The following is an 11,299-nucleotide window of genomic DNA, read 5'->3' on the forward strand; positions in this document are numbered from 1 at the left end:
TACCCACGACACTCCAGTTAGGTACGCCTTACCGGCTCGCGGGACCGTCAGGCCCCCCAGAGCAGTCGCCGTCCGTGTCGTCGCTGTCGTCCACGTCGTCGACCTCGAAGGCGTCGTCATCGTCGTCGTCCACGTCGTCGTCCACGTCGTCGCCGTCATCCACGCCGTCCACCTGCGGGTCGGGCTGCGGCGGCATGATCACCGACGGCAGCCTGGTGCGCGGCGGGGCGACGGCGTCGGGCCCGAACCACCGGCGCCGCAGCGGAGCCGTGACCCACCCGAGCGGGCTGGTCAGGACATAGCCGTAGGCGAGCGCCAGGCCGGTCGGACCCGGGGCGAGGACGAGACCGAGCAGGACGAGGACCGCGAGCGGCACGCTGATCCGGAGGTGTCGCGGCGAGAGCAGGTCGCGGAAGGACCGGAAGCGGAACGACGACGCCATCAGCGCGGCGGGCAGCACCCCCGCGACGATGGGCAGGAGCGGGTCCCAGTCGAGGAGCGGCTCGCCGATCGCCATCACCGTCGCGATGACGACGCCGGCCGCACCCGGGCTCGCGAGCCCGACGAAGTAGCGCTTGTCGGCGAGCGGGTCGATCGTCACGTTGAACCGAGCGAGACGGTAGGCCGCGCAGGCGAGCCAGAACATCGCACCGGCCCACGCCCACACCGGGTACGCCGGCAGCGCCCAGGTGTAGACGAGCACGGCGGGACCGATGCCGAAGGAGATGAGGTCGGCGAGCGAGTCGAACTGCAGGCCGAACGGCGTGATCGCCCCCACGGCACGGGCCACGGCGCCGTCGCAGATGTCGAGCAGGATCGAGATGCCGATGAGCACGGCAGCCGCGCGGAACTGGCCCTGGAACGAGAGCAGCACGGCCGAGAAGCCGCACAGCATGTTGCCGAGCGTGAAGAGGCTGGGCAGCGTCGCGCGGGCGCGCACGCGCGGGTTGAGCCGGTCGAACGGGATGACCCGCGCCCCCGTCGCAGAGACGAGCCTGATGCGCCGGGTCACCCGGTCGCGGCGGCGAGGACGTTCCGCGTCGGCGTCGGGGTCGACGCCACGAGCACCTCGCTCGGACGCCGGTTCGCCACTCACGAGAGGTCCGTCGCCGGGAACCGACCCAGCACCGTCTCTCCCCCGATGGCCCGCTTGCCCTTCGTCACCTCGAGTTGCACCTCCGGCGGCACGAAGACGTCCATGCGGGAGCCGAACTTCATCAGGCCCATCCGCTCGCCGGTGGCGATCTCGTCGCCCGGCTGGATGCGGGTCACGATGCGGCGCGCGAGCTGGCCGACGAGCTGGCGGTAGATGACGCGACGCGCTCGCCCGCCGACGACCCGCTCGACGATGATCTCGCTGCGCTCGTTCTTGGTGGCGCTCTCGGCGCGGTAGGCGGCCAGGAAGCGCCCCGGGGTGTGTGTCACGTCGATGACGCGGCCGCCGTAGGGCGAGCGGTTCATGTGCACGTCGAGCAGCGACAGGAAGATGCTGACCTGCTGCCACTCGCCCGGCGGGGCGATGCCGGCCTGCGGCTCTCCGACGTGCATGACGATGCCGTCGGCCGGCGCGAGGACGACGTCGGGGTCGGTGACCGGTGTGCGATCCGGTGTCCGGTCGGGGTCGCGGAAGAAGAGGGTCACTCCTGCGGTGAGCAGGCCGAGGGCGGCGGTCGTGCGCGGACGGCGCGCCAGCGCGGCGATCACCGTGGGAACGGCGGCCAGCGCGGTGAAGGGCTTGGCGGCTGGGTCGATCTTCACGGGTGTGGTCTCCGTCAGGGTCGAGGCGGGGCAGGTCCGCCCGCGGGGTGGAGGTCGCGGTCGGTGTCGTCGGGACCGAGCCTAGACTCATGGGCCATGACCGCCGCGGTGACACTGTCCGACCTTCACCGCACCTTCGGTCCCGTCACGGCGCTCGACGGACTGAGCTGGTCGGCCCCCGCGGGGCGCATCACCGCTGTCCTGGGCCCCAACGGCGCAGGCAAGACCACGGCGGTCGAGTGCGCGGTCGGGCTCGGCCGCCCCGACAGCGGGACGGTCCGGGTCCTCGGCGCCGACCCGTGGCAGGCGAGCGCCGACCACCGGGCCCGCGTCGGGGTCATGCTCCAGTCGGGCGGGCTGCCCAACGGCACGAAGCCGCTGCGACTCCTGCACCATCTCGCCCGCCTCTACGCCGACCCGGTGGACCCCGACGGCGTGGCCGCGCGGCTGGGAGTGACCGATTTCGCGGCGACGACGGTGCGCCGCCTCTCGGGTGGGCAGAAGCAGCGGCTCGCCCTCGCGGCGGCCCTGCTCGGACGCCCGGAGGTTCTCTTCCTCGACGAGCCTGCCGCCGGGCTCGACCCTCACGGCCGTCTCGACGTGTGGGACCTCGTCATCGAGCAGCGCGACGCCGGTGCGACCGTCGTCGTGACGACCCACTCGTTCGAGGAGGCCGAGCGTCTCGGCGACCACCTCGTCATCATGAACGCCGGCCGCACGGTGGCCGAGGGTTCGCCCGAGGCCGTCACGCAGGGCCGGTCGCTCGAGGACGTCTACTTCAGCCTGACCCGCAAGGGAGCCGCGTGAGCACCGCCGCCACCTCGACCACCTCACGGGCGGCGTCGCCACGCCGTCGCGTGCTGTCACAGGCAGGTTTCGAGGTGGGCAGCCTGCTGCGCAACGGCGAGCAGCTCCTCGTCTCGCTCGTGCTGCCGGCCCTCGCGCTCTTCGGCCTCAGCGCCACCTCATCGCCGTCACTCGGACCCGGTGAGCGCATCGACGTGGCGACGCCGGGAGTCATCGCCCTCTGCGTCATCTCGGCGGCCTTCACCGCGCAGGCGATCGCCACCGGCTTCGACCGGCGCTACGCCGTCCTGCGCTACCTGGGCGTCACGCCGCTCGGGCGGGGCGGTCTGGTCGCAGCGAAGGTTCTCGCGACCGTGGCCGTGGAGCTCGTCCAGGTCGCCGTCATCGCCGGGCTGGGTCTGGCGCTGGGGTGGGAGCCCCGCCTCGTGGGCACGGCATATGCCGTCCTCTTCGTCGTCGCGGGGACGTGGGCGTTCGTGGCTCTGGCCCTCCTGCTCGCCGGGACCCTGCGTGCCGAGGCGGTGCTCGCGATCGCCAACCTCGTGTGGGTGCTGCTTCTCGCCCTCGGCGGTGTGGTCGTGCCACGGACCGAGCTGCCGGGAGGTCTCGGTGCGCTGGCCGCGTACCTCCCGTCGGCAGGCCTCGCCGACGGGCTCCGGTCGGCCTTCGTCGACGGCAGCCTGAACCTTCTCGCTCTCGGTGTCGTCCTCGCGTGGGGAGCGGTGGCCACCGTTCTCGCGGCGCGCCTCTTCCGGTTCGACGAGTGACCCGGCGAGGGTGACCGAATCACCCGACGACCACCAACGGCCCACCCACGACCCCGGAGGCGACGTTGTTCGACTACATCCTCGGTCTTCCTATGCACGCCCTCGTCATCCACGCCGTCGTGGTGCTCGTGCCCCTGTCGGCGTTCACCGCGATCGCGTACGTCGTGCGGCCCGGGTGGCGCCGGCTGCTGCGCTGGCCGGCGGCGGTCGGCGCCCTCGCGTCGGGCGTCTTCGCCTTCGTGGCCGCCGAGAGCGGTGCGGCCCTCGAGCGGCGGGTCAACCAGGCCCGCGGGGACACGACGAACTTCGACCTCCTCGCCGAGCACACCGAGTGGGGCGACCGGGCGAAGCTCTTCTGTCTGGTCTTCATGGTGCTGACCCTCGTCGCGCTGTGGTTCGCGCGGCCGCCGGAGGAGGAGTCGCCGCGGGGGCACGCCCTCGACGTCCTCTTCGGCACCCTCGTCGTCCTCTCGGCGCTGGCCGCCCTCGTGACCGTCGTCAAGGCCGGCCACGCGGGCTCTGCCGTGGTCTGGGACGGGCTGGGCTGACGGTCACGGACTCCGCGGGCGGAAGGCGGAACCCCCGGCAGCCCACGTCCCGACGCGATGCGGGACGGCCCGAGCTCGCGGCATACCCTTGCGGGGTGTCCTCCGCGCGATCCGTGACCGACCCCGACCGGGGAGCAGCCATCGGCATGCTTCCCCGCGTCGCCAGCCGCCTGCCCGCCACCCCCGCCCGGTGGGCCCGCCCGCTGCTCGTGGCCAACCTCGTCGGTGAGGTCGGGATCGTCGTCACCGGCGGCATCGTGCGCCTGACCGGCAGCGGGCTCGGGTGCAGCACGTGGCCGGAGTGCCAGCCCGGCTCGTTCACGCCGGTGCGCACCCCTGAGAGCAGCTTCCACGATCTCGTCGAGTTCGGGAACCGCACGCTGACCGGCGTCGTGGGCCTGCTCGCCCTGGCCTCGCTCGTGGTCGTCCTCATCCGTTGGCCGGCGCGTCCGCGGCTGCACCGCCTGGCGCTCGCCGTCCTCGCCGGCGTCGCGGCCCAGGCCGTCGTCGGCGGCATCACGGTGCGCACGGGACTCAACCCGTGGACCGTGATGTTCCACTTCCTCATGTCGATGGTCCTCGTCGCCCTGTCGACGGCTCTCGTGCGGGGCGCGCGCGACGACGCGTCCGGGCCCGGTGAGCTCGTCGTCCACCCGCTCGCGCGACGCCTGGCACTGGGCACGGCGGGCGTCGGCGGGATCGTCCTGCTGCTCGGCACCGTCGTCACCGGGTCGGGCCCCCACTCGGGCGACGCGGACACGCCGGCCCGGACGGGCTTCGACCCCCGGTTCGTGTCGTGGATGCACGCCGACGCCGTCATGCTCTTCTGCGGCCTCGTCATCGCGACCCTCGTCGCCGTGCGGATCACCGCCACCACCGACGAGGCACGACGGGCCTGGGACCTCGTCCTCGTCGTCACACTCGCGCAGGGCCTCGTCGGCTACGTGCAGTACTTCACGAACCTGCCGGAGCTGCTCGTGCTCGTCCACATGCTCGGGGCGAGCCTGCTCGTCGTCGCCCTGGCCTTCGGCGTCCTGGCAACACGCCGGCACCCGGTCTGAGCGCCACCGGACGTCACCGGATCGCAAGGAGTTCCAGGGTATGCGCCGCCCGCCGCCTGCCTAGGCTGGAGGCGTGCCAACCGTCCTCGTCGTCGACGACGACCCCACGGTCCGCGAGGTCGTCGCGGGCTACCTCGAGCGCGCGGGGCTCGAGGTCGTCGAGGCGGGCGACGGCGTCGCTGCGGTCGAGGCCGCCCGTGAGCGCTCCCCCGACCTCGTCGTCCTCGACCTGACGCTTCCCGGCCTCGACGGGCTCGAGGTGTTCCGCCGGATGCGGTCCGAGCGCGGCGACCTGCCCGTCGTCATGCTCACGGCGCGGGGCGAGGAGTCCGACCGGGTGCTGGGCCTCGAGATCGGCGCCGACGACTACGTCACCAAGCCATTCAGCAGCCGTGAGCTCGTGCTGCGGATCCAGTCCATCCTGCGCCGCTCGGCCCCGACCCCGGCCGCTCCCCCGACCGGGCCGCTCGTCGACGGCGACCTCCGCGTCGACGCGCGGAGGCACCAGGCCTGGATGGGAAACGCACCGCTGGCGCTGACGAGCCGCGAGTTCGACCTCCTCGCACACCTGATGGCCCATCCCGGCACGGCGTTCTCCCGGCGCGAGCTCATGGAGCAGGTGTGGGGCTGGGAGTACGGCGACGAGTCGACCGTCACGGTCCACGTGCGGCGCCTTCGCGAGAAGGTGGAGACGGACCCGGCGAAGCCGGTCCGCCTCGCGACCGTCTGGGGCGTCGGCTACCGCTGGGACGGCGAGCCGTGATCGTCGAGGCGGCGCTCCTGGCCGCGGGGGCGGCAGTCGCGGTAGGCGTTGTCGGAGCTGTCGCGGTGCGGGCCATCGCCGCGCGGTCGCTGGTCGCGGCCGCGGTCGTCGCGCCCCTCGTCGTCATCCTCAGCGTCGCGGCCGGGGTCGTGGTCACGACGCGGGCGATGTTCATCAACGAGCACGACCAGGGCGTCGTGCTCGTCGTCACCGCGACCTCGCTACCCATCGCCGCCGTCTTCGGGTGGCTCATCGCGCGACGCGTCCAGCTGCTCATGCGCCGCGCCGCCGAGCAGGCTGCCGAACGCCAGCGCGACCGGCAGGTCGAGGAGAACCGGCGCGAGCTCGTGGCCTGGGTCTCGCACGACCTGCGCACGCCCCTCGCCGGCATCCGGGCCATGGCCGAGGCCCTCGAGGACGGGCACGCCTCCGCCGACGGCTCCTACCCCGCGCGGATCCGTGCCGAGGCCGACCGCATGTCCGACATGGTCGGCGGTCTCCTGGCCCTGTCCCGCCTCCAGTCCGGCACCCTGCGTCTCGACCGGATGCCCGTCGACCTCGGCGACCTCGTCTCCGACGCGCTCGCGTCGGCCCGTGTCCTCGCGGACCGGCGCGGGGTCCGTGTCGAGGGGGCGGCGCCGGACGCGGCCGTCACCGCCCCCGTCGACGCCGGCGAGGTCTCGCGCGCCCTCGCCAACCTCGTGACGAACGCGTTGGCCCACACCGACGCCGGCGGCACGGTCGACATCTCCCTCACGACAGGCCCCGACGTCGCCCGCATCGCCGTCGCCGACGGCTGTGGCGGCATCCCGGACGACGACCTCGACCGCCTCTTCGAGCCCGGCTGGCGCGGCACGAGCGCGCGGACGCCGGCCGCGGGTGTCGGCGCCGGGCTCGGCCTCGCCGTGGCCCGGGGCATCGCGCGCGCACACGGCGGGGAGGTCACCGTCGCCAACGCCGGAACCGGCTGCCGCTTCGAGCTGACCCTCCCTCTCCTCGCGGACGGCCGTCCCTAGTCTGGTGCGGTGACCGACCAGCCGACCCTGCGCGAGGGCGAGCTCGTGCTGCGGCCCTGGAGCCTCGACGACAGCGAGCCCACACGTGGTCTGCACGACGCCGAGATCGCCCGCTGGTTCGACGTCCCCGCCGTCGAGCCCCGTGCCGAGCAGCATCGCGACTGGATCACGCGGACGGCTGCGGAGTGGGCCGAACGCTCGAAGGTCACCTTCCTGGTCGAGTGGCGCGGTCGCGCCGCCGGCACCGTGGACGTACGCGTGCTGGACCTTGGCGTCGGGGTGCTGTCCTGGGCCGTCTTCGCGCCCTTCCGCGGCCAGGGGCTCGCTTCGCGGGCCGTGCGCCTCCTCGTCGAGTGGGCCTTCGACGCGCTCGAGCTCGAACGCGTCGAGGCGCACGTCAACCCGGACAACCGGGCCTCCCTCCGGACGGCCCTGCGCGCTGGTCTGAGACGCGAGGGCCTGCTGCGCGGCAACGCCACGCTCGGCGGCACACGGCAGGACACCGTCGTCCTCGGCCGGCGACGCGACGACCCTCGGCCCGACACGCGCGACGGCTTCACCGCGATGCTCGACTCGGCACTGCCCACGAAGCGAGCCATCGCGCAGGGCGTCATCCGGTCGACGAGGGGGCAGGTGCTGCTGTGCGAGCTCGTCTACAAACGTGAGTGGGACCTGCCGGGTGGTGTCGTCGACCGCAACGAGTCGCCCGCCGCGTGCGTGGTCCGCGAGCTCCGGGAAGAGCTCGACCTAGCCGTGACCGCCGGTGCGCTGCTCGCCGTCAACTGGCTCCCGTCACTGCACGGGTGGACCGACGCCACCGTCTTCGTCTTCGACCTCGGCATCCTCGACGAGCGCGTCGTCGAGCGGGCGCACCTGCAGCAGCGGGAGATCCGCGACCTCCACTGGACGGACCCGACCGACTGGGCCGGCCAGGTCGCCCCGTACAACGAACGGCTGCTCAGGGCGCTGGACGGCCACCGCGGCGCCACCCTCTACCTGGAGGACGGGGCGCCCGTCGCCTGAAGCCCGCACGGGCTCGCGAGGCGGCGTCGCCACCCCTCAGGAGAAGAAGGGAAGCGGCAGGTGCCAGATGGGGTCGAGCGCGACACCGACGAAGAGGATCGTCAGGTAGGTGATGGAGAAGTGGAAGAGGCGCATCGGCTTGAGCACGTCCTCGGCCGCACCGGCCCGGGCACGGGCGAGGAGTCGGTGGGCCTCGGTGAGGAAGAGCGCACCCGACACGAGGGCCGCGACGGAGTAGACCCAGCCGACCTGCTGGACCGGGACGAGCGCGAGCGACGTGAGGACCATGGCCCACGAGTAGGCGACGACCTGCCTCGCCACGACGAGGAAGCGCTCGACGACGGGAAGCATCGGCACGTGGGCCGTGGCGTAGTCGTCCTTGTAGCGCATCGAGAGCGGCCAGTAGTGCGGCGGCGTCCAGAAGAAGATCACCATGAAGAGGATGAACGCCGACCACGAGAGCGTGTCCGTGACGGCCGACCAGCCGATCAGGACCGGCATGCACCCGGCCGCTCCGCCCCAGACGATGTTCTGGCGCGTGCGGCGCTTGAGCAGCAGGGTGTAACCGAAGACGTAGAAGAGCAGCGCCCCGAGCGCGAGCCACGCGCTCAGCCAGTTGACGAGCACGCCCAGCCACGCGGTCGACCCGATGGCCAGCGCGACACCGAAGACGAGCGCCCCTCGAGGGCTGACCGTCCCCGTGACGAGCGGGCGTCGGCTCGTGCGGTGCATGACCGCGTCGATGTCGCGGTCGATGTAGCAGTTGAGGGTGTTGGCGGCTCCCGCCGACAGCGTGCCTCCGACGACGGTCGCGACGATGAGCCAGAGGTCCGGGACACCCTGCTGGGCGAGGAACATCACGGGGATCGTCGTGATGAGGAGCAGCTCGATGATCCGCGGCTTCATCAGCGAGACGTACTGTCCGACGAGGAACTTCAGCCCACTGCCGTCCGGACCGTGCAGCGCCGAGAGGTCGGCGCGGGGGTCCACCGTTGTCACTGAGATCCTCACCGCTGGTACGTCGCTCCGACCCGCTGGGTACGGAGCATTGCGACGCAAGTCTAGACCGTCGCCGACAGCGGCCGGGACCGCACCGGCCCGACGTGCATACCGCTCCTCGGGCGAGGTGTCATGGCTCACAAACCACGGTCTAGGCTCGTGCCCGTACGCGATCCACGTTTTCCGAAGGAGACCCGTTCCGTGCCCACCGCTGCTTCCAGCACCGCCGTGAAGGCGAAGAAGCCCACCCGATCCAGCAGCACGAGGACGGCGAAGACGAAGGGCCAGCTGGCACAGCGTGACCCGGGTCTGCCGCTGCCCGTCGCGACGAAGGCCGGATGGAACGACCTCGACGTCCGTGCGGTCGACACGACGCGCCTGCTGGCTGCAGACGCCGTGCAGAAGGTCGGCAACGGCCACCCCGGCACCGCGATGTCGCTCGCGCCCCTCGCGTACCTGCTCTACCAGAACGTCATGACGCACGACCCGTCCGACCCGAACTGGCTCGGTCGTGACCGCTTCGTGCTGTCGTGCGGCCACTCGAGCCTCACGCAGTACATCCAGCTGTACCTCTCCGGCTACGGCCTCTCGCTCGACGACCTGAAGTCGCTGCGCACGTGGGGCTCCCAGACCCCGGGCCACCCCGAGGTCCACCACACGCCCGGCGTCGAGATCACGACCGGCCCGCTGGGCTCGGGTCTGGCCTCCGCCGTCGGCATGGCCATGGCCCAGCGTCGCCAGCGCGGCCTCTTCGACCCGGACGCCAAGCCGGGCGCGAGCCCGTTCGACCACAACGTCTACGTCATCGCCTCCGACGGCGACATGCAGGAGGGCGTCTCGCACGAGGCCTGCGCTCTCGCCGGCCACCAGGAGCTCGGCAACCTCACGGTCGTCTACGACGCGAACCAGATCTCCATCGAGGACGACACCGACATCGCCTTCAGCGAGGACGTCGCCGCGCGCTTCGAGGCCTACGGCTGGCACGTCGTCGAGGTCGACTGGCGCAAGGACGCGGACGGCGCCACCTACGTCGAGGACGTCGACGCCCTCCTCGCTGCGATCCGCTCGGGTGACAAGGTCCTCGACAAGCCGACCCTCGTGGTGCTCCACACGATCATCGCCTGGCCCGCCCCGACGAAGCAGAACACCGGCAAGTCGCACGGCTCGGCCCTCGGCGACGCCGAGATCGGGGCGACGAAGGAGCTGCTCGGGTTCGACCCGAAGAAGACCTTCGCCGTCGAGCCGGCGGTGCTCAAGCGCGCCCGTGAGGTCGTCAAGCGCGGCAAGCTCGCCCACCGCGAGTGGGACAAGTCCTACAACGCGTGGCGCAAGGCCAACCCCGACCGCGCCGAGCTGCTCGACCGCGTCGTGGCCGGCAAGGCGCCCCAGGGCCTCGCCAAGGCTCTCCCGACGTTCCCCGCCGACGCCAAGGGCATCGCGACCCGCGCGGCCTCCGGCAAGGTCCTCGGCGCCCTCGCCGACGTCATGCCGGAGCTGTGGGGTGGCTCCGCCGACCTCGCCGAGTCCAACAACACGACGATGGAGGGCCAGCCGTCCTTCGTCCCGAGCGGCAAGCAGACCCGCGAGTGGAAGGGTGGCCCCTACGGTCGCACGCTCCACTTCGGCATCCGCGAGAACGGCATGGGCATGATCCTCAACGGGATCGCGCTCGAAGGCCTGACCCGTCCGTACGGCGGCACGTTCCTCGTCTTCTCCGACTACATGCGTCCGGCCGTCCGCCTGGCCTCGATCCAGCAGGTGCCCGTCACCTACGTCTGGACCCACGACTCGATCGGCCTCGGCGAGGACGGTCCGACGCACCAGCCGATCGAGCACCTCGCCGCGCTGCGCGCCATACCGGGCCTCGACGTCGTCCGCCCCGCCGACGCCAACGAGACGGCGGCAGCGTGGGGCCAGATCCTCAGCCGCACCGACGGGCCCGCGGCCCTCTGCCTGACGCGCCAGCCCGTCCCGACGTGGGACCGCTCCGTCTACGGCAAGGTCAGCGGCGTCGCCAAGGGCGCCTACGTCCTCGTCGAGGAGTCCCGCGCCGGTGAGCCCGACGTCGTCATCGTCGCCACCGGCTCCGAGGTCCAGCTCGCCGTCGAGGCCGCCGAGAGGCTCGAGAAGACGAAGATCGCGACCCGCGTCGTGTCGATGCCGTGCCGGGAGTGGTTCGAGAAGCAGACCCGCTCCTACCAGGACAAGGTGCTGCCCCCTGCAGTCCGCGCCCGGGTCAGCGTCGAGGCGGGTGTCTCGATGGGCTGGCACGACATCGTCGGCGACGCCGGCCGTGTCGTGAGCGTCGAGCACTTCGGCGCATCGGCCGACTACCAGACGCTCTACCGCGAGTTCGGCCTCACGACGGAGGCCGTCGTCAAGGCCGCCAAGGACTCTCTCAAGGCCGCCAGGGCCGCCGCGACGAAGGCCCCCGGCGTGACCGAGACCAACCCGGCCCGCGCAGCCCAGAGTGCCGCCACCGACGTCATGGGCGCCGAACTCGCCGTCCCGGCCGCGAAGAAGGCCGCCGCATCCGCAACGAGCAAGGGGAAGTGAG

Annotated in this window: 11 protein-coding genes; 8 read left to right on the top strand and 3 right to left on the bottom strand. The window is 72.2% G+C overall.

Going from position 1 to position 11,299, the window contains the following annotated elements; all coding sequences use genetic code 11:
* Window positions 1–28: 28 nt before the first annotated feature.
* Together ACFQU3_RS01190 and ACFQU3_RS01195 are read right to left on the bottom strand one after the other, a co-directional pair.
* Entirely contained in the window at window positions 29–1,096 is a 1,068-nt protein-coding gene (locus ACFQU3_RS01190) for a CDP-alcohol phosphatidyltransferase family protein (protein ID WP_385905253.1), read from the bottom strand.
* Window positions 1,093–1,758 (bottom strand): phosphatidylserine decarboxylase, encoded by a 666-nt coding sequence (locus ACFQU3_RS01195; protein ID WP_385905256.1) that lies wholly within the window; start codon window positions 1,756–1,758, stop codon window positions 1,093–1,095. Before ACFQU3_RS01195 ends, ACFQU3_RS01190 begins: the two co-directional genes overlap by 4 nt.
* A gap of 96 nt (window positions 1,759–1,854) precedes the next feature.
* Between ACFQU3_RS01195 and ACFQU3_RS01200 the strand changes: the two genes are divergently transcribed.
* From ACFQU3_RS01200 to ACFQU3_RS01230, 7 genes are all read left to right on the top strand, one after another.
* The gene (locus ACFQU3_RS01200; protein WP_385905259.1) at window positions 1,855–2,565 is read left to right on the top strand and encodes an ABC transporter ATP-binding protein; all 711 of its coding nucleotides are present in this window, start codon (window positions 1,855–1,857) and stop codon (window positions 2,563–2,565) included.
* The gene (locus ACFQU3_RS01205) at window positions 2,562–3,332 is read left to right on the top strand and encodes an ABC transporter permease (RefSeq protein ID WP_385905262.1); all 771 of its coding nucleotides are present in this window, start codon (window positions 2,562–2,564) and stop codon (window positions 3,330–3,332) included. The genes ACFQU3_RS01200 and ACFQU3_RS01205 overlap by 4 nt, the downstream gene beginning before the upstream one ends.
* A 65-nt stretch (window positions 3,333–3,397) precedes the next feature.
* Complete coding sequence (locus tag ACFQU3_RS01210; protein WP_385905264.1) at window positions 3,398–3,880, top strand: DUF2231 domain-containing protein; 483 nt, start codon at window positions 3,398–3,400, stop codon at window positions 3,878–3,880.
* Between the two features lie 95 nt (window positions 3,881–3,975).
* Complete coding sequence (locus tag ACFQU3_RS01215) at window positions 3,976–4,941, top strand: heme A synthase (protein WP_385905267.1); 966 nt, start codon at window positions 3,976–3,978, stop codon at window positions 4,939–4,941.
* Between the two features lie 73 nt (window positions 4,942–5,014).
* Complete coding sequence (locus tag ACFQU3_RS01220) at window positions 5,015–5,704, top strand: response regulator transcription factor (protein ID WP_385905270.1); 690 nt, start codon at window positions 5,015–5,017, stop codon at window positions 5,702–5,704.
* The gene (locus ACFQU3_RS01225; protein WP_385905272.1) at window positions 5,701–6,720 is read left to right on the top strand and encodes a sensor histidine kinase; all 1,020 of its coding nucleotides are present in this window, start codon (window positions 5,701–5,703) and stop codon (window positions 6,718–6,720) included. Before ACFQU3_RS01220 ends, ACFQU3_RS01225 begins: the two co-directional genes overlap by 4 nt.
* A gap of 9 nt (window positions 6,721–6,729) precedes the next feature.
* The gene (locus ACFQU3_RS01230; protein ID WP_385905275.1) at window positions 6,730–7,743 is read left to right on the top strand and encodes a GNAT family N-acetyltransferase; all 1,014 of its coding nucleotides are present in this window, start codon (window positions 6,730–6,732) and stop codon (window positions 7,741–7,743) included.
* Window positions 7,744–7,779: 36 nt separating this feature from the next.
* Here the strand turns inward: ACFQU3_RS01230 and ACFQU3_RS01235 are convergent, their stop codons facing one another.
* Complete coding sequence (locus ACFQU3_RS01235; protein ID WP_385905278.1) at window positions 7,780–8,754, bottom strand: heme o synthase; 975 nt, start codon at window positions 8,752–8,754, stop codon at window positions 7,780–7,782.
* 189 nt (window positions 8,755–8,943) lie between these two features.
* Here ACFQU3_RS01235 and tkt point away from each other — a divergent pair, with 189 nt between their 5' ends.
* On the top strand, window positions 8,944–11,298 hold the full coding sequence (gene tkt / locus ACFQU3_RS01240; RefSeq protein ID WP_385905281.1) for a transketolase: 2,355 nt from the start codon (window positions 8,944–8,946) through the stop codon (window positions 11,296–11,298).
* Window position 11,299: the final 1 nt, after the last annotated feature.

Source organism: Terrabacter sp. GCM10028922 (genome assembly GCF_042666095.1).
Classification (GTDB): Bacteria; Actinomycetota; Actinomycetes; order Actinomycetales; family Dermatophilaceae; genus Terrabacter.